The organism is Campylobacter sp. BCW_4338, assembly GCF_001763255.1.
Taxonomy (GTDB): domain Bacteria; phylum Campylobacterota; class Campylobacteria; order Campylobacterales; family Campylobacteraceae; genus Campylobacter_D; species Campylobacter_D jejuni.
Genome location: NZ_MJYJ01000043.1, coordinates 51,960 through 75,779, shown reverse-complemented (window position 1 = coordinate 75,779; position 23,820 = coordinate 51,960). Strand labels below are relative to the sequence as shown.

The window sequence follows — 23,820 nt, the reverse complement described above, 5'->3', positions numbered from 1 at the left end:
GTTTGAATGACTTTTAGTCAAAAACTTAAATTCCTAGCATTTTTTCAACAGCTTTTACATTTGTGCTATGCACATATTTAGCTGTGCGAAGATCACGCATTCTTTTTGCAGGTTTTTTAGTCAAAATATGACTTCTAAAAGCTGAGCCTCTTTTGATTTTATTTTTACCTACTTTGAAGCGTTTAACTGCGCTTTTAACGCTTTTCATCTTTGGCATACGCTTTCCTTATTTAGATAAATTTTTATTTTTCAAATTAAAAGAAAAGCTAAATACTATCAAATTTTTTCTAATTTTTGACTGAATTTAATTTTTAAAAAAACTTGGCACACCTTTTGCTTATAAAAAAATCAGCAATATTTTGGAAAGATTTAAAATGACTATAAATTCGGCAAATCCGTATCAAAATTTAACCTTATCTAATCCTTTACAGAATAGCTCTGCTTTAAATTTGATTAAAGATAGCAAAGCTTTAGAACAAGAAGGAAATGAAAATAGCTTAGAACAATTAAGTTATATTTTTAATAATACCACTTATGCTAGTGAATTTGGATTTAGAATCAATAAAGAAGGTTTTTTTGATAAAGATTTAAATAAAATTGCGAATATACCAGAATCTTATGATATCAATATTAAAAGCGTTAGAAGCATAGCAAAAGAACTCGCGAAACAAGATGAAATTTTAAATTATAATAAAATTGATCTACCTTATCTTTTAAATAGCTATTATAGTTCATTAAAATCTATAAATTCAGAATTTTTACAAGATGATAATGCTTATTTAAGTCGCGATTTTATTTCAAAACTATCATCAGGTTTTTCAACAGATAATGGAGAATTTTTGGGCCAAATTTCAAGAATTTATAACAATCAAGAAGAAATTGATTTAGCATTAAGCAATATTACAAATTTAAATACCTTAATGTTAGATAACAAAATAACTAATTTTCATTTTAATAAAGCCATAGAGAATACTTCTTCTAATGAAATTTTAAAACCTTATTTAACTAAAAACGCAGAAGTATCAAAATCTGGTCTTTTAATGAATTTTATATACCATGATATAAAAACCCAAAATGAAAAAGAATTTAATTTTTTTATGAAACCTATCACTCTAGAACTGAGCTCTCATCAAAATTTACAAAAAATTCTTAAAGGCGAGATGGATATAGAAGATTACATCAAAAAAGAAAATGAAAAAAAGATGAGTTTTGATCTTTATCTTTATGTTAATGGTATAGATAAAAAAACAAGTACTCAAGACAAACTATCTGTATTTTTTCAACAATATATTAACTACCAAAAAGATATGGATTTAAGAGAATTTGCAAATTCAAGCTCAATATTTCAAATTTATATCGATCAAAATCGCAATGATTTTGATACTATTAAAAAACAATATCAAAACCAAGGTCAAGACACGCAAAGATTAGAAGAAGTAAATCAACTACGTTCTAGCTCTATAGAAAATTTTCTAGATCGTCGCCAAAAACAAGCAAATATAAATAAAATTCTAAACTCTTATATGTCTGTGATGATTTAAAATAATTTTTATAAAAAATATACAAATTATAAATATTTCAATAATAATAATTTTTATATGAGTAATTAATAAAATTTTAAGCATAATAACATTATAATTCGCTCCCGAAAAAATATAAATATAAAAGCACTCAAAACCATGATTTATAATGAAAAAATTATTTCAATGAATAATGATCTTTTAGATCATCAGCATAAAGAACTTTTTGAAATTTCTAAAAAACTCTCTTTAATGAGCCAACGTCATGTTGAAACAAAAGAATTAAAAATTGTCTTAAGAGAGTTGTTGATAATGATCAATAGACATTTTTCAGATGAAGAAGCCTTTATGAGAGAAATAGAATATCCTTATATCAACCATCATACAAGAATTCACAGAAAAATTATCTTAGAAATTGAAGAAATTATCATCAGTGAAGCTAAATTTGTAAATATAATGATTGAAAAGCTAGATCTCGTTGTTCAAGATTTTATCTTTAATCATACAGTCAAAGAAGATTCAAAAATAGTAAAGTATTACGAAGAAAAATTTAAGAAATAGTATTTCTCATTTTTACTATATAAAATTCACAAAATATTTCACTTTAAAATTTTACTTTAACATTTTATTTTTGTTATAATTTTTAACCTAATTTTTATAAATTTTTGTTATTATCCGTTTTCGAATAAAGATAAAAAATATCCTAATTAAAGTTAAGGATAAATTAAGGATTTTAAAGTGAAAGTATATTTAGATAACAATGCAACGACGATGCTTGATCCTAATGCTTATGAGTTGATGCTACCTTTTTTAAAGGATATGTATGGAAATCCAAATAGCCTTCATCAATATGGAAGCACAACACATCCTGCTTTAAGAGAAGCTTTGGACAAACTTTATGCAGGGCTTGGAGCAAATGACTTAGATGATATAGTTGTAACATCCTGTGCAACAGAAAGCATTAACTGGGTGCTTAAGGGTGTGTATTTTGATCATATTTTAGATAAGGAACGCAACGAAGTGATTATTTCTAGCGTAGAACACCCTGCTGTTACTGCTGCTGCTTATTTTTTAAAAAGTCTTGGAGTAAAAGTCATAGAACTCCCTGTAAATGAAGAAGGGGTTTCTACTGTAGAAGATTTACGTAAAGTGATTAGCGATAAAACAGCACTTGTAAGTGTTATGTGGGCAAATAATGAAACAGGTATGATTTTTGATATTAAAGCGATGGCGGAACTTGCACATGAATTTGGCGCTCTTTTTCATACAGATGCTACTCAAGCAGTAGGTAAAATAAAGGTTAATTTAACTCAAGTAGGAGTTGATTTTGCTTCATTTTCGGCTCATAAATTTCATGGACCAAAGGGTGTGGGTGGACTTTTTATAAAAAAAGGACTTAAACTTACTCCACTTTTACACGGTGGAGAACACATGGGTGGTCGTAGAAGTGGAACTTTAAATGTGCCTTATATAGTGGCTATGGGCGAGGCTTTGCGTATTGCAAATACTATGCTTGATTTTGAAGATTCTCATATACGCCGTTTAAGAGATAAACTAGAAGATCAAATTTTAGCCTTGCCTGATACAACAGTGGTTGGAAAAAGGGAACACCGTGTGCCTAATACAATCTTAGCAAGTATTAAAGGTGTTGAAGGCGAAGCAATGCTTTGGGATTTAAATAAAAATGGTATAGCTGCAAGTACGGGCTCAGCCTGTGCAAGTGAAGCTTTAGAAAGCAATCCTATTATGGAAGCTATCGGTGCGGAGCATGATTTAGCGCATACAGCTTTAAGACTTTCTTTGTCACGTTTTAACACTGAAGAAGAAATTGATTATGCAGCAAAACAAATTAAAAATGCAACACAGAGATTAAGAGCAATTTCTTGTACTTATGCTTATAATCCAAATAATTACAAATAAGGATGAAAAATGGGAAAAAATAGTTTAATTGGTGGATCCATTTGGGATGAGTATTCACAAAAAGTTCAAGATAGAATGAATAATCCTCAACATATGGGAGAATTTAGCGAAGAAGATGCTAAAGCACGCAATGCAAAATTGATCGTAGCTGATTTTGGCGCAGAAAGTTGCGGCGATGCAGTAAGACTTTTTTGGCTTGTAGATGAAAAAACTGATAAAATTATCGATGCAAAATTTAAAAGTTTTGGTTGTGGTACAGCTATAGCAAGTAGTGATACTATGGTAGATCTTTGCATAGGAAAAACTGTAGATGAAGCAGTAAAAATCACAAATTTAGATGTGGAATTTGCTATGCGTGATAATCCAGAAACTCCAGCTGTTCCACCTCAAAAAATGCACTGTTCGGTTATGGCTTATGATGTAATCAAACAAGCAGCAGCTCATTATAAAGGTATAAGTCCTGAAGATTTTGAAGATCAAATTATAGTTTGTGAGTGCGCTAGAGTAAGTCTTGGAACCATTAAAGAAGTGATTAAACTTAATGATTTGCATAGTGTAGAAGAAATCACACAATATACTAAAGCAGGTGCTTTTTGCAAGTCCTGTATCAAACCAGGCGGACATGAAAAAAGAGATTATTACCTTGTAGATATTTTAGCTGAAACCAGAGCCGAGATGGATAGAGAAAAACTCAAAAATACAATGAAAAGTGATGTGGCTTTTGATGAAATGACCGTAGTAGGACAATTAAAAGCAGTTGAAAGTGTTTTAGATGCTGAAATTCGCCCTATGCTTCATAATGATGGTGGAGATTTGGAAGTGATTGATATACAAAAGGCTGAAGGTGCAGCAATTGACGTTTATATTCGTTATCTTGGTGCTTGTAGTGGTTGTTCTAGTGGAAGTGGTGCGACACTTTATGCTATTGAAACGATTTTACAAGAAGAATTAAGTCCAAATATACGCGTTATGCCGGTTTAAAAAATAGCAAGATAAAATCTTGCTATTTTATAGCTTTTGCTTGCAAATCAAGAGGTGGTAAATTTTCTATATAAATACTGCGACTTGGGAAAGCAAAAGTTAAACCATTTTTTTCGATTATACGCATAAACTCAAGCATTAAGCTTTGTCTAGCTTCCCTAAAATCTTTTGCGCCTATTTTTTTGGTATAAAAATAAAGCTCTATATTAATACTACTATCTGCAAATTCGCTTAAAGCCACATAACAAGCATTTTTATAGCCTTCTAAATCGTTAATAGATACAAGATTTTGACGATATTTTGTCGTATGATCACCATATTTTAATGCACTATCCTCATCGTGAGCTACCAAATCACTTGTATCCAAAAATTCTTTCAAATCTTTTACACATTGATCTAATTTTTCAGGAGTAGCATCATAACCAACACCCAAATACATTCTAACATGGCGACCCATGCGTCTTTTACTCCAATTTTTGATATTAGCCCCCATAATAGTTGAATTTGGTAAAAATACGAGACAATTATCAAAAGTTCTAATAGTAGTTTTTCTAAGTCCTATTTCAACTACTGTTCCTTCTATACCTGAAACCTCTACCCAATCTCCTTGATTAAAACTATTATCAAAAAGTAAGAGTATAGAAGCAAAGAAATTTGCAATTATATCTTTCGCTGCTAAAGCAACAGCTAAACCACCAATTCCCAAAGATGCAATAATAGCTGAAATATTAAAACCAAGCTGAGCAAGGATATATAATAAAGCTATGATAATAATAACAAAATATAAAATTTTAATAATTAAATTTACAACTTCTTTTTTTCCACTTTTTTGAGCAAGCTTAGAAACTAGCACCATTCCATAACCATCAAGCATTTTTAAAATAAGCCATGCAATCAAAACCGCATAAATTATGTGGAAAAAATTACTCAAATTAATGCTTAAAGGCGCAGGATAAGTTGCTATAGTAAGACAAATCGAAATAGCATAAACGATGAGAAAAAAACTCACTGGTTTTTTAATATTCTCAATAAAAATAACTTTAATATCATCTACATCATTTTTATTTCTATAAAAAAGCCGAACAAGGAAAAAATATACTATATTTGCAAAAAAGCGTCTTAAAGATATAAAAAATACTAAAACCAAAGCAGAAATTACTATTTTTCCGATATTAATAAAACCTACCCCAATTGCCTCGTTTATACGATCTATCCAAACTTGAAGCTCAAGTAGTGAAAAAATATAATTACTTTCAAGCAAATCTGCATTTGATCGTAAATACTTAAGAATTTCAGAATAAGAATCTAGAGCGTTACCAATATATCTTTCTTTTAGGGTAATTTTTTCCAATTCTTCTGGATTTGTAATTTTGCTTTTAAAACTATCTAAATTTACACTAGAAGAATTTTGTAAATTTTCCATTGCCTTATCAACAGTAGCAATTAAATCTTCACTACTTGCTGTATTTTTAAAAAGTTTTTCCACTTCAAACAAAGAAGAATAAAAACTTTCCACAATGTTAAAATAAACTAGATTAAGAGTGGCATCTGTATAAATGTAAGGCTTATTAATATTCTTTTTTTGAACATCTAGTAATTTTTCTTTTGCTTTTAAAAATCTAGCCACTGCCTCTTCATTAATCTTTTGTCCTACTATCATATCGGGTATTTTTGCTAAAATAGTCTTTTTGTCTTTTTCAAATTCACTTAAAATACCATTAAAAGTGCTTGAATTTTCATCATTGTTTTTCTTAAATTCTTTAATTTGATTGTTAAGATCAACATATTTTTCAACTAAAGCATAAATTCCTTCATCTTCTTTACTAATATTCGCATCAATAAATTTAAATTCTTGTGCTCCAAGGTATAAAATAAAAAAACATAAACTAAAAATAATTTTCTTCATTGAACTTTCCTATCTTGTATTAAAGTAAAAATTTTTGCTTTAAAATCATACTCATAAATTTCACCTGTCTCTATAATATAATACCAAGCATGTACTTCTATTTTTCCTTCATCTAAAGCTTCTTGCACGCCTGGATAAGTAAGTATATTTTGCAAAGAATTTACTAAATTTAATTTTTCTGTAAGCCATGAACGCATAGCCAAATCGTCTCTTGCAAAAATCATCACATCTTTTTTTATCGGATCTAACATAGTAAGCCATTTTTTCACGTTAGGAATTTTATTTAATTCTTCATCAGAATAATAAAGAGCATTGCAACCTCCACAATTACTATGGCCACAAACGACGATATTTTTAATATGCAATGAATTTAAAGCATACTCTATTGCTGAAGTTGTCGCCAAGTAATCTTCTCCAACGCGATAAGGTGGAACTATATTTGCAATATTTCGTATTACAAAAAGCTCACCTGGACCCGTATTAGTGATCAAATTTGGAATTACTCTAGAATCAGAACAACCTATAAAAAGAGTATGGGGATTTTGCTTATTTTTTAGACTTTCAAAAAGTTCTTCATGCTCCTTAAAGTCTTCTTGCATAAACTTAATCGCACCGCTAATAAGATTTTCCATAAAACCAACCTAAAACTAAAATCTTGAAATTATAACAAAATTTCAGCAAAGATTTCATTTAAGCATTAAGATATTATATAAATTAACTTTTTATTTAGTCTAATATGTTAGATTTCGCTCAAGATTTTAAAAAATCTAACAATTTTGCAAGGAGAATTTTATGAGTCTTTATGATAGAGACTACTCAAGATCAAAAGAACTTGAAAATACACGGTCAAGCGAATTAAGTATTTTTATTAAACAAACTTATCAACTTTTTGCTGCTTCATTATTAGCTGCAACAGTAGGTGCATATGTAGGAATTTTTGCTTTAGCATCATTTTTTATACAATCACAAGTAACTTTTTGGATCCTTTTTGCTGTTGAAATCGGACTTTTATTTGCTTTGCAATGGAAAAAAAGAGAGGCTCCATTAAATCTTGTTTTACTTTTTGGTTTTACTTTCTGCTCAGGTTTAACGCTTACACCTTTACTTATTTCAGTTTTAGCTCTACCAGCTGGAGGAATTATCATCGCTCAAGCTTTTGCTTTAACAACGGTTGCTTTTGCAGGACTTAGTGTATTTGCTATGAATACAAAAAAAGATTTTACTGTTATGGGCAAAGCTTTATTTATAGTATTAATCGTTATTGTAGCAGCATCTTTACTAAACCTTTTCTTCCAAAGCAGTATAGTTAATCTAGCTATTTCAGCAGTAGCTGCAATATTATTTTCATTTTACATTCTTTATGATACGCAAAATATTATCCGCGGAAATTATGAAACTCCAATCGAAGGTGCAGTAGCACTTTATCTTGATTTTGTTAATCTTTTCGTATCTTTACTTAATATCTTAAGAAGCTTCAATAGCAGATAAGTTTTTGTGGGATTTTTCTCACAAAAACTTTTCAAGTTTCAAAACTTTTCAAGTTTTATTTAGCTAAAATAATCATTTAAAAATTAACTTTTAGGAATTTTCAATGATCACTCTTTTAATCATTTTACAATTTATCATCGTTGTAGTTATTTGTATAGCAGTTTTACTTCAAAAAAGTTCAAGTATAGGACTTGGAGCTTATAGTGGAAGCAATGAAAGTTTATTTGGCGCCAAAGGACCGGCTGGATTTTTAGCAAAATTTACCTTTATTATGGGAATTTTACTTATTGCAAATACTATTGGTCTTGGTTATTTATACAATAAAGCTAGCAAGGACTCTCTAGCAGAGAAAATTAAAGTAGAAAACAACACTACTATTCCAAGTGCTCCTATTGCACCTGCTACCCCAAACACAAATTCTATCGCTCCAAGTGCACCACAACTTCCAAGCGATGTTAATTCAAGTAAATAATTAAAGGAAATGATAATGCTAAGTGAAATTTTTAACAAACAAAAAACCCAAAGTGAAAAATCTTTAGAAGCCTTAAAAAAAGACTTCACCACTTTAAGAACTGGAAAAGTTAATACCCATATTTTAGATCATATTACAGTGGATTATTATGGAACTCAAACTCCTTTAAATCAAGTAGCAACTGTTTTAGCAAGCGATGCTTCAACTATTAGCATCACTCCTTGGGAAAAACCTTTACTAAAAACCATAGAAAGCGCTATTGCAGCTGCAAATATCGGTGTCAATCCAAACAATGATGGCGAAAGTGTAAAATTATTTTTCCCTCCGATGACTAGAGAGCAAAGAGAAGAAAATGTAAAACAAGCTAAAGCTATGGGTGAAAAGGCAAAAGTTTCTATAAGAAATATACGCAAAGATGCCAACGATGCAGTTAAAAAACTAGAAAAAGATAAGGCAATAAGCGAAGATGAAGCAAAAAAAGCTTATGATGAAGTGCAAAAACTTACTGACGCCTACACAACAAAAATTGATGAGAGTGTAAAAAGCAAAGAAAGTGAACTTTTAAAGGTTTAACGATGAATTTAGAGCAAATTTATAAAGATTGTGGTGCTTATTTAGAAGGGCATTTTTTACTAAGTTCAGGTAAACATTCACAGTTTTATCTTCAAAGTGCAAAAGTTTTAGAGGATCCAAAATTAGCAGCAAAACTTTGTGATGAACTTGCAAAGATTATTGCAAGCTATAAGATAGAATTTGACAGCATTTGCTCTCCTGCTTTAGGTGGAATTTTAGCAGGTTATGAGCTTGCAAGAGCTTGTAGTAAACGTTTTATCTTCACTGAAAGAGTAAATAAAGAAATGACTCTAAGACGTGGTTTTGAAGTAAAAAAGGGTGAAAAATTTATAATTTGTGAAGATATCATTACTACAGGTGGTAGTGCTTTAGAGAGTGCAAAAATCATTAAAAGTTTAGGTGGCATTGTTGTAGGTTTTGCAGCATTAGCAAATCGTGGTTTTTGTGCGGTAGAAAATCTAAAATCTCCAAGAAAAGATAATGCGAAATTACCTGAAAATTTACCACTCTTTACTCTAGGAAATTTTGAATTTGAAATTTATGATGAAACAAATTGTCCGCTTTGTAAAAAAGGGAGCAAAGCCATAAAACCAGGAAGTCGTGGAAATTAAATGAAAACTAAAGCAAAAATTAGCTCTAGATGGTTAAGATTTAGAGCTTTGCTTATAGATATTTTTCTTATTTATGTTCCTATTTTATATTTATTTTATTTTATATTAGGCTCTAAAGAAGCTTTTTTAAACAACCATTTTATCACAACTTTATGTACTTTTTTATTTGGTTTGATTCAAGCTATTTTTTTAACAAAAAAGGCACAAAGCCCAGGTCTTAAAGCATATGATTTATATCTTATTGATATAAAAACGGGAAAGAAACTAAGTTTTCTTAGAATTTTACTAAGATATGTGATATTTATTATAAGTTTTGGCTTACTCTTTGGTTTATTTGTCAGTTTTGTAAGAAAAGATCGTTTAAATTTACATGATATTTTAACTCAAAGTTGTATAGCCACCAAAGCATAAAGAAAGGTTAAAAAATGCAAAGAAAAAGAATTTACAATCCAAGCTCAAACGAAACCCTAGGAGATCGTAAAGTTTTTGATGGTAACCCACATGGAATTTTAAATTTCACTAAGGCAAAATATACTTGGGCTTTAAAACTTTGGGATTTAATGGAGGCAAATACTTGGTTTCCAAAAGAAGTGGATACAACTAAAGATGCACTTGATTATCGCTGTAATTTAACCACAGGTGAAAAAAGAATGTATGATTTAGTTTGGAGTCAGCTTATTTCTATGGATAGTTTTCAAACCAATAATTTAGCAGATAATATCAACCCTTATATCACAGCTCCTGAAATCAATGCGGTTTTAGCACGCCAAGCTTATGAAGAGGCAAACCATTCAAAATCTTACGCTGTTATGGTAGAAGCGATTTGCGATAATACAGATTTGATTTATGAAATGGAAAAGCATGATGAAACTTTGCGTGAAAAAAATGACTTTATTTCAAGCATTTATGAAGAATTAGCAGGCGATGTAGATGATAATAAACTTCTTTTGGCTATGGTGGCAAATCAAATTTTAGAAGGAGTATATTTTTATAGTGGTTTTACTGCTATTTACGCACTTGCACGTGCAGGAAAAATGCTAGGTTCAGCACAAATGATCCGCTTTATCCAAAGAGATGAAATCACACATCTTTTATTATTTCAAAATATGATCAATTCAGTACGCAAAGAAAGACCTGATTTGTTCCATGATGAAAATATCAATAAAATTTATGATATGTTTAAAAAAGCTGGAGATCTTGAGATCAAATGGGGTAAATACATCACTCAAAATCAAATCATGGGCTTTACTGATGATATCATAGAAGAATATATCCATTATCTTGTAGATCAAAGATTAAGCGCAATCAATTTAGACAAGCTATACAATGCAAAACATCCTATTAAATGGGTAGATGATTTTTCAAAATTTAACGATCAAAAGAGCAATTTCTTTGAAAGTAAAGTAACGAATTATTCTAAGGGTAGTATAAGCTTTGATGACTTCTAAAACTTCTTTAGCCTTACTTTGTGATTTTTATGAATTTACAATGTCTCAAGGCTATTTCAAAAACAATAAAAAAGATCAAATTTGTTATTTTGATATATTTTTTAGAAAAATTCCAGATTCAGGATCTTTTGCTATTTTTGCAGGTCTTGAAGATATTTTAGACTTTGTTGAAAATTTGAGTTTTGATGCAGAAGATATAGAATTTTTAAGAAAACAAGGTATTTTTGATACAGAATTTTTAGATTTTTTAGCTAACTTTAAATTTAAAGGTGAAATTTATGCTATGCGTGAAGGAGAAGTGATTTTTCCAAACGAACCTTTGCTATGTATTAAAGCTACAACCATAGAAGCACAGCTTTTAGAAACTTTTTTACTTTTAAGTTTAAACCACCAAAGCCTTATTGCTACCAAAACCAATCGTATCGTGCGTGCAGCTAAAAACAGTAAAATTTTAGAATTTGGTTCACGTAGAGCACAAGGAAGTGAAGCAGCCTTAAAAGGAGCAAGAGCAGCTTTTATAGGAGGTTGCATAGGAAGTGCTTGTACTTTAGCAGGAAAAATTTATAATATCCCTATCAATGGAACTATGGCACATTCTTGGGTGCAAATGTTTGAAAATGAACTTGAAGCTTTTAAAGCTTATGTGAAAATTTATCCAAAAAATCCTGTTTTTTTGATTGATACTTATGATTGTCTAAATAGCGGACTTAAAAATGCAATTAAAGTTTTTAAAGAATTTGGTATCCAAGAAGGCGGTGTGAGAATAGATTCTGGAAATTTACTTGAGTTGAGTTTGAAAATCAGACAAGAACTTGATCAAGCAGGACTTCAAAAATGTAAAATCATAGTTTCTAACGCCCTTGATGAATGGAGCATTAAAAAACTCAAAGAACAAAACGCACCTATTGATATCTTTGGTGTAGGCGAAAGATTGATCACTGCTTCAAGCGATCCTATTTTTAGTTGCGTTTATAAACTCGCAGCCTTAGAAGATCAAGGCATAAAACCTAAAATCAAAATCAGCGAAAATAACGAAAAATCAACCCTACCTCATTTTAAAAAGCTTTTTAGGGTTTATGATAAAAACACACAAAAAATCCTTTTTGATGAGCTTTATGTTTTTGATGAAAACCCAAATCAAGATGAAAATTTAGAACGCAAAGAACTTTTAGAATTAGTCTACAAAGAAAAAAGACTTCTTAAAAAGTCATCTTTAAATACTATTCAAGATTATACAAAAGAGCAAATCTCAAAACTCGATGAGAGTTTTTTAGATCTTGATCGTTTTGTGAAATTTGAAGTAAAACTCTCGCCTAAACTTCAAAATATCACTGAAGATCTTTTAAAAACTCGTTTTTAAAATCCACATAATTTAAAGCGGATTGTTTTAGAAAGCTTATTTCTTCATCGTTTAATTCACGCACAAATTTTGCAGGATTTCCAAGTATCAAAGAGCGTGGCGGAAATTTTTTACCCTTTGTTACAACGCTTCCAGCACCCACTATGCTATCTTCTTCTATCAAAGCATTATCCATGACAACAGCATTCATTCCGATTAAAACACGATTTTTTATCACACAAGCATGGATAACGCAATTATGTCCTATGGTTACATCATCTCCTATTATTGTAGGAAAACCAGCATCTTTTAACTTTCCTTTTTCATCAAATTCCCTATGCCAAACATGCACCGTACTAAGATCTTGAATATTGGTTCTTTTGCCAATTTTTATAAAATTAACATCGGCTCTTAAAACACAATTAAACCAAATGCTACTTTCATCTCCTATTTCTATTTCTCCTATGATTTTAGCCCCCTCTGCAACAAAAACATTTTGACCTAGTTTGGGACTATGATTTTTAAATTTTATAAGCATTTTTTTCCTTTTTATTTAAGTATAGCTAAGTTTAACTCTATTTCAACTTTTTTAGTTACAATTTTTATTTAAATTTATAGGAGAAGTAATGAACGCATTTGAACAAAAAAGATGTCAAAATATGGCTGAAGAAATTGCACAAAAAGTTTTTATCAATGAAGAGCTTTTTAATGCTTTTTGTCAAATTCCGCGTGAAATTTTTTCTCCTTTAAAAGCCCATGCTTATCGCCTTGATGCTTTGCCTTTGGCAAATTCTCAATGGATTAGTTCACCTTTAACTGTAGCTAAAATGACTATGGCTTTAGATTTTAAAAATGCTGATAGTATTTTAGAGATAGGTTGTGGAAGCGGCTATCAAGCTGCGATTTTAAGCAAAGTCATAAGACGTGTTTTTACCATAGAACGCATAGAAAATTTAGCCAAAAAAGCCGCTCAAACTTTCAGAGAATTAGAACTTTTTAATATCAATGTAAAATTTGATGATGGACAAAATGGCTGGAAAAATTATGCTCCTTATGATAGAATTTTATTTTCTGCTTATGCGACACAAATTCCTGAAATTTTACTCGATCAATTAAGCGATGGCGGGATTTTAGTCGCTCCTATTTTACACAATGGCAAACAATTCATCACACGCCTTAGAAAAAATGGCACAAATTTACAAAAAGAAATTTTAGAAGAATGTTTATTTGTGCCTATAGTAGATGGAAAAGAATAAACTTTTTTACAAAATTTATTAAAAACTCTTTAGAGCCTTTCTTAACTTTTCACTCATTTCATCAATATGTTCTTTTTGCAAAATCAAAGGAGGTAAAAATCTCAAATCATTTTCCCCACAACTTATCAGCAAAAGTGCATTTTCTTGGCATTTTTGAATGATCTTGGACACTTTTATACTTTTATCAAGACTAAACCCTTGCATAAACCCTAAGCCTTTGCGTTTTTTACAAAAATCAAATTCTTTTATCAATTCATCTAAACTTTGCTCTAAATAAGGCGTGAGTTTATTGACATTTTCTAAAATTTTTTCTTCTTTAAAAATTTCAAAAACCGCATTCACTCCTGCACAAACCAAAGGATTTCCCCCGTAAGTGCTACCATGATCGCCTGCTTCTAAAGAATTGCTTGCTACTTTTTGATTTATTACAAAAGCACCCACACTAAGCCCACAACCTAAGGCCTTAGCTGAAGTCATGATATCAGGCAAAATTTGTGCGTGCTCATAGGCAAAAAATTTTCCACTTCTACCCATGCCACATTGAATTTCATCAGCGATTAATAATATATCTTTTTCATCACAAAGCTTTCTTAAGGCTTTGTAAAAATCTTTATTTGCAGGATTTATCCCACCTTCTCCTTGCACGCTTTCTAAGATAATGGCACAAGTTTTTTCATTTACTCGTTTTTCAACGCTTAGAATATCATTATATTTTGCAAATTTAACCCCTGAAATTAAAGGTTTAAAAGGCTTTTGATATTTTTCATTAGCAGTAAGCGATAAAGCCCCTAAAGTACGCCCATGAAAAGAATGCTTAAAAGCGATAAATTGTCCACCCTTAATACCTTTGTTAAAGGCGTATTTTCTAGCTGTTTTCATCGCTCCTTCTATACTTTCTGTGCCAGAATTTGTAAAAAAAACACGCTCTAAAGCACTAGCTTTGGCTAAATTTTTAGCTGCAGCGGCTATGTTTTCATTATAATATAAATTGCTAGTATGTAAAAGCTTATCCACTTGAGCTTTGATTTTAGCATTAAATTTAGCATGATTATATCCTAAAGCACAAACGCCTATACCACTTGAAAAATCAAGATATTTTTTAGCCTTATCATCAAAAAGATAAACCCCCTGCCCTTTTTCTAAAACTATATCAAAACGCTTATAAGTAGGGATAATATGACTTTGTTCTTTATAATCCATTTTCATTCTTTAACCCACCAAAGTGCCTATACCTTCATCAGTAAAAAACTCAAGCAACAAAGAATGCTTCACGCGCCCATCTAAAATATGCACCTTTTTAACTCCATTTTCACAAGCATCAATGCAAGATTTTAATTTTACATGCATACCACCTTCTATTTTAGGAGCTAAAATTTTAGCTTGTTCAAGACTGATTTTAGAAATCAAAGAATTTTTATCATTAAAATCCTCATAAAGCCCTGCAGTATCGGTTAAAAAAGCAAGTTTTTCAGCCCTTAAAGCCTTAGCAATCGCACAAGCTGCGTCATCAGCGTTAATATTATAAGTATTAAAATCCTCATCCATGCCAATAGGAGCAATGATAGGTAAAAAATCTTTTTCTAAAAGCTCTTCTAAAATTTTCGAATTTACCTTTTGTATCGTGCCAACAAAAGCTAAATTTTCATCTTTTTTCACACATTCTAAAAGCGCGCCATCTTTACCACAAAGCCCTATGGCTTTAACTCCTAAATTTTGCAAACTATGGACTAAATTTTTATTGATATGATTTAAAACCATACTGGCTACTTCAGTAGTGGCTTTATCACTAACCCTAAGGCCGTTTTTAAACTCACTCTTTACGCCTAATTTTTCACACATAGCAGAAATATCTTTTCCCCCACCATGTACGATGATAGGCTTTAAACCCACAAGTTTTAAAAGAGCTATATCTTGCATCACACAATGCTTTAGCTCTTCATTTTCCATAGCTGATCCGCCGTATTTTATAAGTATAATCTTGGAATTAAATTTGCGTATATAAGGCAAAGCTTCGATTAAGACATTGGCTTTTTCTAAATATTTTTGCATGATCATTCCTTAAACATTAAAGCTGGTTTGATTATACTCATTTAAAGAAAGATCGTAATAATTCGCATCCTCTCTTAAAGTAAAACCATAATGTTTCCAAAACTTATTGCCTAAATCATTGTTTTTAAAAGCGATTAAGGCGATTTTATTGATCTTTTGAGCTTTTAAGGCCTCGAGACAAAATTTTGTCATCTCGTGTGCTATACCCTTTTTTCTATGATCTTTATGCACACATACATGATAAAATTCCCCTGTGCGTCCATCATGCCCGCAAAGTATACTTCCTACAATTTCTTCATCAATCACTGCTACAACGCTAAGATTTGGGTTTCTATCTAAAAAATTTTCTATATTTTCTTTGCTATCATCAATGCTTCTTATCCCAAAGCCTTTTATCTCGCACCAAAGCTTATAAACGACTTCATAATCACTTTTTTGCATAGCTCGTATTATCATTTTTATCCTTTACAAATTTGCAAAGAATTTAAGTCCTTCATCTTCATCAAAATCAAACATTAAATTCATATTTTGAACAGCTTGTCCTGCTGCGCCTTTAATTAAATTATCAATAGCACCAAGCACAATAACACGCCTTGTGCGTTGATCTATACTAAAATTTATATCCGCAAAATTGCTTGATTTAACCCACCGAGTCTGCGGAAACGACTGCGGCGGTAAAAGCCTTATGAATTTATTGTTTTGATAGTATTTTGTATAAATATCGCGTATGTCTTGCTCTTGCAAATTCTCTTTTAAATTTGCATAAGCACTGATTAAAATTCCTCTTTGCATAGGCACAAGATGAGGGGTAAATTGTAGAGTGATTTTCTCTTTGGCCGCATAGCTTAAATGCTCTTCAATTTCGGGAGTATGGCGGTGCGAAGCCAAACCATAAGCTTTGATATTTTCATTAACTTCGCAAAAAAGATTTTCCATCTTTGCACTTCTTCCTGCTCCGCTTACTCCACTTTTTGCATCAATGATAACTGAGTTAAAATCGATGATTTTTTCTTTAAAAAGCGGATAAAGACTTAAGATAGAACAAGTGGTATAGCAACCTGGATTTGCCACCAAACTTGCTTTTTTTATCTCTTCTTTATAAAGCTCGCAAAGTCCATAAACTGCATTTTGCAAAAGCTCTTGATTAGGATGAGTGAATTTATACCAAAGCTCATAATCTTTAGGATTTTTAAGACGAAAATCTGCACTTAAATCAATGATTTTCATCTTTTTTAACAAATTCTCATTTAAAAGCTTAGCGCTAAATTCATGAGGAGTAGCCAAAAACAAAAGATCAAGTTCAAGTTCATCTAAATTTTTATTTTCAAAACATAAATTTAAAGGGGTATTAGGATAAAGATCTTGATAATTTTGTCCCACGCTAGAACTCGAACCTAAATAAGAAATTTCAACTTTGGGATGATTAAGCAAAATGCGTACAAGCTCATTACCTGCATAACCACTCGCTCCTAAAATCCCAACTTTTATTTTCATCTTTATCCTTTAAATGTAAAAGCAAATATTATAAACAAAAAAAGTTAAAAATTTTAACTATTATTCTCTTTAACCTTATCTTTATTGCTCGAAAATCAAAACATCTGAAAAAATAAAATTAATTTAATCATGCAAAATAAAAAATAATTTTAGCAACAAGAATTTAATTTTTAACTAAAATATAAAGTTGTTCATGAAGATGAATATTACGATTTTTAAGATTGCGAGAAGCTCTAAAAGTATTATATTTTTGTTCTAAAATACGACATTTTCCAAGAGTACTTAAACGCTTTAAAAAAATTTCTTTTTTTATAAAACCTTCGCAATTATAAGAAAGTAAAATCACTCTTGCTTTTAAATCATTAATAAGTTCAAATAAAGCGTCTTGGGCAAATTTTGACTTATTAAAAGTACTACGATTCCAATCTTTTGGAATGCCACTGATTTTGGAAATTTCTTCAGGTTTTTTATAATTTGCGATTAAATTTAACATAAAGTAATTAGAGCTATAAGGATGTTGATTGTAAGGAGGATCAAGATAAACCACATCAAAAAAATCAAGTTCTTTTGCAAGCATGCTTGCATCCTTTTGCATCACTTCAAATTCGCAAGAAAAATTTGAAAAAATAGGCATTTTAAGCTCTATTTCTCCTTTAATGCGTTTAAGTGCATTTTGTCCTTCGCCACCAAATTTTCCGATACCATTCTTACCCTTATAAAAACCTTTAAAAACTCCACTAGTATTTGAATGCACACTAGCTTCATAAATTAAAGGGGCTATAAAAAAATGCTTTAATTCTTTTGGAATTTCATTTTCAATTCTTTGTCTCATAGTATCAAGATATAAAGCATTTTTAAAAGTATAAAAAACCCTTTCATTTTTTTTAATATCATCATCATCTTTTGGAGCATAAAGCTCACTGATAAAACCTTTTTGAAAATCTAAATTTTGGGTTAAATTTTTATAACACTTTTTTAGATTTTGGAGTAAATCTTTGTCTTTATTAGCAAGATAACACTTATTGATAAGTTTTGAATAATCTTCTAAATCATTAGCTAAAATATAACTCGAGTATGCCTTTGCAAAGCGACTTACAATACCTGAGCCACTAAACATATCACAAAAACTAAATTTATCTTTACCAAGTTCTTTTTTAGCTACCTTAAAGCCCTTATTTAAAAAACTTAAAAGTGCTCTTTTATTTCCAAGATAAGTTATAATTTGCTCTTTTAAAAAAGAAGGATTTTCTTTCAAAATTTAAAACCTTTAAAAGCCTTATCCACAAAAGTGGATTAAGCTTTTTTTGGAGTTACAAGCATATTTACATAACGACCTTCAAAATTTGGCTCTTTGTCACGATTAGCTTCATTTTCTATCATAGTCCAAATTTTTTCAAGCAAAGCTACACCTGCTTCAGGAGTTGCCATTTCACGTCCTTTTAAGAACACACGAAATCTCACATGCTTACCTTGTTCTAAAAATTCTAAAGCATGTTTTACCTTGTAATTAATATCATTTTGAGCAATTTTTACAGAAAGTTTGATTTCTTTTATATCAATCACTTTTTGTTTTTTCTTTGCTTCTTTTTGTTTTTTCTCTTGTTGATAACGGAATTTACCATAGTCCATGATCTTGCAAACAGGTGGCTTAGCATCTGCAGCTATCATTACAAGATCAAGTCCTAAACGATTTGCAATTTCTAAAGCTTCATCACTACTGATAATACCATAAACTTTGCCATCATCGCCAACACATCTGATTTCATCCGCTCTTATTTCTTCATTGAGCAATACTTCTTTTTCTTTACTCAAAAGTGTACCTCACTCATTTTCTCCTTAACTAATTTAATAAATTCGTCCAAGCTAAGATTTTTTTGTTCTTTAGCTCTTCTATCTCTTAAAGCAACGCTACGCTTTGCCACCTCATCATCGCCTAAAACTAAAATCATAGGTAATTTTTGCTTTTCAGCGATACGAATTTTTTTACTTAAGCTCTCATTTTTTTCATACACCTCGCTATCGATATTAAGCTCTAATAATTCTTTTTGAATTTCTTTTGCGTAAGCAATATGTGCTTCGCCTATTGGCACTATACCCACTGCGGTTGGTGCGATAAAAAATGGAAACTCACCCGCACAATGCTCGGTTAAAATTCCTATAAATCTTTCAAAAGAACCTAAAATCGCACGATGCAACATTACAGGTTGTTTTTTTTCATTATCACTATCAGTATATTCGAGTTTAAAACGACTTGGCAGGTTAAAATCTACTTGTATGGTTCCACATTGCCACTTTCTTTTTAAAGCATCGGTGATTTTAATATCAATCTTTGGCCCATAAAAAGCCCCTCCACCTTCATCAATGCCATATTTTAGACCTTGTTCATCTAAAGCTTCCTTTAAAGCCTTAGTTGCCACTTCCCAAATTTCATCATCACCTATGGCTTTTTCAGGTTTAGTTGAAATTTCCATTTCATAGCTAAAATCAAATAATTTCATCAAATTATCCACAAAAGCTAAAATTTCTAAAACCTGCTCTTTAATCTGACTTGGCATACAAAAAATATGTGCATCATCTTGAGTGAATTCTCTCACCCTAAAAAGTCCATGCAAAACCCCACTTTTTTCATGACGATGCACTACGCCATATTCAAAAAATTTCAAAGGCAAATCACGATAACTTCTTACATCACTTTGATAAATTTTAATATGTCCCACACAGTTCATAGGCTTAATGCCATATTCTTGTTCATCAATTTGTGTAAAATACATATTTTCTTTATAGTTTGCATAATGCCCGCTGATTTTCCATGCATCTGCTTTTAAAAGTTCAGGCCCGCGCACAGGTTCATAACCACGTAAACGATGAATTTTATAAAGCATATGTTCAAGTTTAGATCTAAGTCTTGCACCATTACTTAACCAGATAGGAAGACCTCCTCCGATCTCATCATCAAAAGTAAAAAGCTTAAGCTCTGTTCCAAGCTTTCTATGATCGCGTTTTTTAGCTTCTTCAATAATGGTTAAATACTCTTTTAAACTTTCCTTATCTGCAAAAGCGGTACCATAAATTCGAGTAAGCATTTCTCTTTTTTCATCGCCACCCAAATACGCTCCTGCAACACGAGTGAGTTTAAAAAAGCGTAAAAATTTCGTATTTGGCACATGAGGACCACGACACAAATCTTCAAATTCACCTTGTTTATAAATACTTACAGCTCCATCAGGAATACGCAATAAAACTTCTTGTTTTAAATCATCATTTTGAAATTTAGCCAAAGCTTCGTTTTTTGTGATTTCATATTTTAAAATTTCAATCTTTGCTTCAGCAAGTTCTTTCATCTTTTTTTCAATTTTTACTAAATCTTCTTCGCCAATCTTACTTTCCACACGAAAATCATAATAAAATCCATCTTCTATAACAGGACCAACGAAAAATTTAGCTTCAGGATACAAACTCTTAATCGCCTGTGCCATTAAATGCGCACAAGAATGACGGATTACCTCTAAACTTTCTTTAGAATTATCAAAATAAATTTCTTTTAAATTTGTATTTTTCACACTTTGAGAGTCAATTATTGTCTCATTGTCCAAATACGCAATAACTTCTTTTTCCATATTTTTAACCCTTTGTCGCTCACTTACCCTGTGAGTGTTTATAAAGTTCTAATTTTAACTTTCTAAGACTTAATTATTTTTGAAATTCAGCTTATTTTTAAAAAAATCTTAGAATAAATTTAATATTTATTTATAGCTTAAATTCACTTCCAGTATTTAAAATCCCACTATAATACAAATAAAAGAAAATAAATCCTAAAATAATGCGATAAATTCCAAAAGGGATAAAGTCAAATTTAGAAATAAATTTTAAGAAAAATTTTATAACTAAAACCGCAACAACAAAAGCAGTGATAAAACCTATGCCTAAAGGAATTAAAGAATTTGCATTACTCAGTAATTCAGGCTCTTTATAAATACTATAAGCTGTAGCAATAATCATCGTTGGAATAGCAAGCAAAAAACTAAACTCAGCAGCCACTTTTCTATTAAATCCTAACAAAAGCCCACCAATAATACTTGCTCCACTTCTTGAAGTGCCAGGAATCATGGCTAAAGATTGAAAAATACCTATACAAAAAGCTTGTTTAAAACTTATTTCTTCTAAAGAATTGATACGATATTGTTTATTTTTGTGCGCAAGTTCTATAAGAATAAGCACAACACCACCAAAAATGAGCATTCCAACCACAACCCAACCATTAAATAAAGCATTTAAGTATTTTGCCACAAAAAGCCCTATAACTCCAGTAGGAAAAAATCCAACTGCAAGTTTTAACCAAATATCAAGCCCTTGAAACAATTTACGCCAAAATACAAAAATGACCGCCAAAATAGAACCAAGCTGGATGATAATCAAAAAGCTTTTCCAAAACTCATCTATATCAATACCTAAAATAGTCGCACCTAAAATCATATGTCCTGTTGAAGAAACAGGTAAAAACTCAGTCAGACCTTCTATAATTCCAAGTATTAAAGCATATAAATTTTCCATTTTAATCCTTGAATGATAATTGCAAAAGAAAAATTATATCAGAATGGATTAAATGGGGTTTTAACCCCAAAAATTAAGCATCTTTTTTAACAATACGCTTAATGAAATATAATACAACTCCCACAAAAAAGATAAGTGCTAAAAGCTCGCTATCATGAAAATTTGTTAAATTTAAAGCTAAAGGATTTTCGCTACCACCCATACTTACTGAAAATACAGTAATTCCTGCGATAATTACCCCAAAAATACTTTCACCCACTATAAGCCCTGAAGCAAAAAGCGTGCCTCTTTGCTCACAACTCGCAAGTTTTTCTTCTTTATGAGAATTTTTTGCATATTTTTTAGTCAAGTATTGCATTACAATATATTTTAAAATTCCGCCTATAACTAAAGGTATATTTACAGCAGGCGGAAGGTAAATACCTATTCCAACGGCTAAAGGCGGCAAAGACATTTTCTGTGTTCTTCTTAAAATTTTATCTATAATAATCATTAAAATTCCTACAAATACACCAAAAGCCATATAACCCCACTCTATATTGTGATGAAAAATTCCTTGAGCGATAGTACTCATTAAATTCGCTTGCGGTGCTGCTAAAGCCGATGAAGCATCCATACCTTCTCTTGGCATTGCCCCAACAAAACCATAGGCTTGATAAAGCAAATTTAAAACAGGAACTATAGCCAAAGCACCAAAAACACAGCCTACAAGTAAAGCAACTTGTTGCTTCCAAGGAGTAGCTCCGACTAAATGCCCTGTCTTTAAATCTTGTAAATTATCATTCGAAATAGCAGCTGTAGCCAAAATAACACTAGTAGTAAAAATAGCTAACGCTACTGCAAATTTAGAAAGCATAGGATCTTGAAAAAGTTCCACACCTAAAACCAAAAAAACAATAGAAGAAATAATAACACCAATAAGTCCGATTCCAGAAATAGGACTAGAAGAAGATCCTACAAGTCCTGCCATATATCCGCAAGCTGCTGCAACAAAAAAACCTATTAAAACAGAAACTAAAGTTCCAACAAATGAAAATAGCATTTGATAATAAATGCTTAAGTTAGCATCTTCAACAAAACTATAAAAAGTAATAAATAAACCCACAACCATTAAAACAAAAAGTATAAAAATACTTTTTAAAGAAAGATCTATATTTGTTCTTTCATTTTTTTCTTGATTAGTAATTTTAACATTTTTAACAATTTCTTTAATACCTTCAATAACGGGTTTTAAAAGTTCTATTAAAGTCCAAAGCGCTGCTATAGCAATAGCTCCTGTTCCTATAAGCCTTACTTTAGAACTCCATACACTAGAAGCTAAATCTACGGCATTTTTTGCACTATCGAATTCAAAATTTGAAAGATAAGGAGTAAAAATACCCCAAGCTAAAAACATACCTACAAAAAGAGCTATAGCACCTGCTAAACCGACTAAATAACCTGCTCCTAAAAGTGCCAAAGAATATCCCATAGAAAAACCAAAAGCCATTTTATTCCAAATAAAAGCAAAACTACTCTCACTTGCAGTGAGTTTAAAACCATTGCTTAATAAACTAAAAATAGCAGCTATAAAAGAGCCTAATGCTATTTCTTTAATACCTTGTTTTCCTTTTTTATTACTCTGATCTTTATTGGCTACTTTTAAAATTTCAGCTGCGGCCCTACCTTCAGGATAAGCAAGTTTGCTTTCAACTACCATAGCCCTTCTTAATGGTATAGTAAAAAGCACTCCAAGTCCACCACCACAAAGACATATCATAAAAGTTTGCCAAAGTGGAAATTCACTCCAATACCCACACATAAAAAGTCCTGGGATAACAAAAATAACTGATGATAAAGTTCCTGCTGCTGAAGCTTGAGTTTGAACCATATTATTTTCTAAAATATTTGAAGTCTTAAAAAGACTCAAAACCGCCATGGAGATGACCACAGCTGGAATTGATGATGAAAAAGTAAGTCCCACTTTTAACCCCAAATATACATTTGAAGCTGTAAAAATAATAGTTAAAATACTTCCCAAAATCAAACCCCTTAAGGTAAGTTCTGGTAAATTTTGTTTTTTGTACATCATTTCTCCGTTTTAAAATTTACTTTCAACGTTAAAAAATATTCTTATAAGTTTAAATTTATAATTTTTCTCTAAAGCAAAATAAAATAATACAAAAAAACGCTTATATTTTTATAAATTTTTGACTCAAAAATATCATAAAAC

Annotated in this window: 25 protein-coding genes; 12 read left to right on the top strand and 13 right to left on the bottom strand. The window is 30.8% G+C overall.

The genetic code is table 11. The features are described 5' to 3' along the window. Positions 1–25 precede the first annotated feature (25 nt). Entirely contained in the window at positions 26–217 is a 192-nt protein-coding gene (gene rpmI, locus AJN69_RS05170; protein ID WP_002777995.1) for a 50S ribosomal protein L35, read from the bottom strand. A 157-nt stretch (positions 218–374) separates the two neighbouring features. On the opposite strand from rpmI, the gene AJN69_RS05165 reads away from it, so the two are divergent. From AJN69_RS05165 to AJN69_RS05150, 4 genes are all read left to right on the top strand, one after another. After that, a complete protein-coding gene (locus AJN69_RS05165; protein ID WP_002870651.1) occupies positions 375–1,541 on the top strand; it encodes a hypothetical protein in 1,167 nt (388 codons plus the stop codon). A gap of 138 nt (positions 1,542–1,679) precedes the next feature. Next, complete coding sequence (locus AJN69_RS05160) at positions 1,680–2,081, top strand: hemerythrin domain-containing protein (RefSeq protein ID WP_002870652.1); 402 nt, start codon at positions 1,680–1,682, stop codon at positions 2,079–2,081. Between the two features lie 177 nt (positions 2,082–2,258). Further along, on the top strand, positions 2,259–3,440 hold the full coding sequence (locus AJN69_RS05155; RefSeq protein WP_002870653.1) for a NifS family cysteine desulfurase: 1,182 nt from the start codon (positions 2,259–2,261) through the stop codon (positions 3,438–3,440). 9 nt (positions 3,441–3,449) lie between these two features. Next, the gene (locus tag AJN69_RS05150) at positions 3,450–4,421 is read left to right on the top strand and encodes an iron-sulfur cluster assembly scaffold protein NifU (RefSeq protein ID WP_002861028.1); all 972 of its coding nucleotides are present in this window, start codon (positions 3,450–3,452) and stop codon (positions 4,419–4,421) included. A gap of 22 nt (positions 4,422–4,443) precedes the next feature. On the opposite strand, the gene AJN69_RS05145 is transcribed toward AJN69_RS05150, so the two are convergent. Both AJN69_RS05145 and AJN69_RS05140 read right to left on the bottom strand, forming a co-directional pair. After that, entirely contained in the window at positions 4,444–6,327 is a 1,884-nt protein-coding gene (locus AJN69_RS05145) for a mechanosensitive ion channel family protein (protein WP_070287933.1), read from the bottom strand. Further along, complete coding sequence (locus AJN69_RS05140) at positions 6,324–6,959, bottom strand: carbonic anhydrase (RefSeq protein ID WP_002851887.1); 636 nt, start codon at positions 6,957–6,959, stop codon at positions 6,324–6,326. The genes AJN69_RS05145 and AJN69_RS05140 overlap by 4 nt, the downstream gene beginning before the upstream one ends. Positions 6,960–7,119: 160 nt before the next feature. On the opposite strand from AJN69_RS05140, the gene AJN69_RS05135 reads away from it, so the two are divergent. From AJN69_RS05135 to AJN69_RS05105, 7 genes are all read left to right on the top strand, one after another. Next, a complete protein-coding gene (locus AJN69_RS05135; protein ID WP_052775612.1) occupies positions 7,120–7,815 on the top strand; it encodes a Bax inhibitor-1/YccA family protein in 696 nt (231 codons plus the stop codon). Positions 7,816–7,918: 103 nt separating this feature from the next. Then, the gene (gene secG / locus AJN69_RS05130) at positions 7,919–8,287 is read left to right on the top strand and encodes a preprotein translocase subunit SecG (protein WP_002870657.1); all 369 of its coding nucleotides are present in this window, start codon (positions 7,919–7,921) and stop codon (positions 8,285–8,287) included. Between the two features lie 9 nt (positions 8,288–8,296). Then, complete coding sequence (gene frr, locus AJN69_RS05125; protein WP_074470019.1) at positions 8,297–8,860, top strand: ribosome recycling factor; 564 nt, start codon at positions 8,297–8,299, stop codon at positions 8,858–8,860. Between the two features lie 2 nt (positions 8,861–8,862). Beyond that, complete coding sequence (gene pyrE / locus AJN69_RS05120; protein ID WP_052859083.1) at positions 8,863–9,471, top strand: orotate phosphoribosyltransferase; 609 nt, start codon at positions 8,863–8,865, stop codon at positions 9,469–9,471. Then, positions 9,472–9,882: an RDD family protein gene (locus tag AJN69_RS05115; protein ID WP_002870659.1), complete on the top strand. Its 411-nt coding sequence runs from the start codon at positions 9,472–9,474 to the stop codon at positions 9,880–9,882. It begins immediately after the preceding gene. Between the two features lie 14 nt (positions 9,883–9,896). Further along, a complete protein-coding gene (locus AJN69_RS05110) occupies positions 9,897–10,919 on the top strand; it encodes a ribonucleotide-diphosphate reductase subunit beta (RefSeq protein WP_002870660.1) in 1,023 nt (340 codons plus the stop codon). Further along, on the top strand, positions 10,906–12,279 hold the full coding sequence (locus AJN69_RS05105) for a nicotinate phosphoribosyltransferase (RefSeq protein WP_072223578.1): 1,374 nt from the start codon (positions 10,906–10,908) through the stop codon (positions 12,277–12,279). Before AJN69_RS05110 ends, AJN69_RS05105 begins: the two co-directional genes overlap by 14 nt. Here AJN69_RS05105 and AJN69_RS05100 read toward each other — a convergent pair. Next, positions 12,248–12,796, bottom strand: a complete 549-nt coding sequence (locus tag AJN69_RS05100) for a gamma carbonic anhydrase family protein (RefSeq protein WP_002861022.1) — start codon at positions 12,794–12,796, stop codon at positions 12,248–12,250. The genes AJN69_RS05105 and AJN69_RS05100 overlap by 32 nt on opposite strands. An 88-nt stretch (positions 12,797–12,884) precedes the next feature. Here AJN69_RS05100 and AJN69_RS05095 point away from each other — a divergent pair, with 88 nt between their 5' ends. Beyond that, positions 12,885–13,514 carry a protein-L-isoaspartate(D-aspartate) O-methyltransferase gene (locus tag AJN69_RS05095; RefSeq protein ID WP_002861021.1) on the top strand — a complete coding sequence of 210 codons (630 nt, stop codon included), beginning with the start codon at positions 12,885–12,887 and terminating at the stop codon, positions 13,512–13,514. A gap of 18 nt (positions 13,515–13,532) precedes the next feature. Here AJN69_RS05095 and AJN69_RS05090 read toward each other — a convergent pair whose 3' ends face one another. The 9 genes from AJN69_RS05090 to AJN69_RS05050 form a co-directional block, all read right to left on the bottom strand. After that, a complete protein-coding gene (locus AJN69_RS05090) occupies positions 13,533–14,720 on the bottom strand; it encodes an aspartate aminotransferase family protein (protein ID WP_079860255.1) in 1,188 nt (395 codons plus the stop codon). A 3-nt stretch (positions 14,721–14,723) separates the two neighbouring features. Then, positions 14,724–15,569, bottom strand: coding sequence for an acetylglutamate kinase (gene argB / locus AJN69_RS05085; protein ID WP_079860254.1), 846 nt, complete (start codon positions 15,567–15,569; stop codon positions 14,724–14,726). 3 nt (positions 15,570–15,572) lie between these two features. After that, positions 15,573–16,019 (bottom strand): GNAT family N-acetyltransferase, encoded by a 447-nt coding sequence (locus tag AJN69_RS05080; RefSeq protein ID WP_070287931.1) that lies wholly within the window; start codon positions 16,017–16,019, stop codon positions 15,573–15,575. Positions 16,020–16,028: 9 nt separating this feature from the next. Next, the gene (gene argC, locus AJN69_RS05075; protein ID WP_002861017.1) at positions 16,029–17,057 is read right to left on the bottom strand and encodes an N-acetyl-gamma-glutamyl-phosphate reductase; all 1,029 of its coding nucleotides are present in this window, start codon (positions 17,055–17,057) and stop codon (positions 16,029–16,031) included. Between the two features lie 163 nt (positions 17,058–17,220). After that, entirely contained in the window at positions 17,221–18,312 is a 1,092-nt protein-coding gene (locus AJN69_RS05070) for a DNA adenine methylase (RefSeq protein WP_070287930.1), read from the bottom strand. Between the two features lie 38 nt (positions 18,313–18,350). Beyond that, positions 18,351–18,869, bottom strand: coding sequence for a translation initiation factor IF-3 (gene infC / locus AJN69_RS05065; protein ID WP_002851726.1), 519 nt, complete (start codon positions 18,867–18,869; stop codon positions 18,351–18,353). Beyond that, positions 18,866–20,674, bottom strand: coding sequence for a threonine--tRNA ligase (gene thrS, locus AJN69_RS05060; RefSeq protein ID WP_052802501.1), 1,809 nt, complete (start codon positions 20,672–20,674; stop codon positions 18,866–18,868). The genes infC and thrS overlap by 4 nt, the downstream gene beginning before the upstream one ends. 130 nt (positions 20,675–20,804) lie before the next feature. Beyond that, positions 20,805–21,608 (bottom strand): undecaprenyl-diphosphate phosphatase, encoded by an 804-nt coding sequence (locus tag AJN69_RS05055; RefSeq protein ID WP_070287928.1) that lies wholly within the window; start codon positions 21,606–21,608, stop codon positions 20,805–20,807. A gap of 73 nt (positions 21,609–21,681) precedes the next feature. Then, on the bottom strand, positions 21,682–23,679 hold the full coding sequence (locus tag AJN69_RS05050; RefSeq protein ID WP_083262289.1) for an OPT family oligopeptide transporter: 1,998 nt from the start codon (positions 23,677–23,679) through the stop codon (positions 21,682–21,684). Between the last annotated feature and the right edge of the window lie 141 nt (positions 23,680–23,820).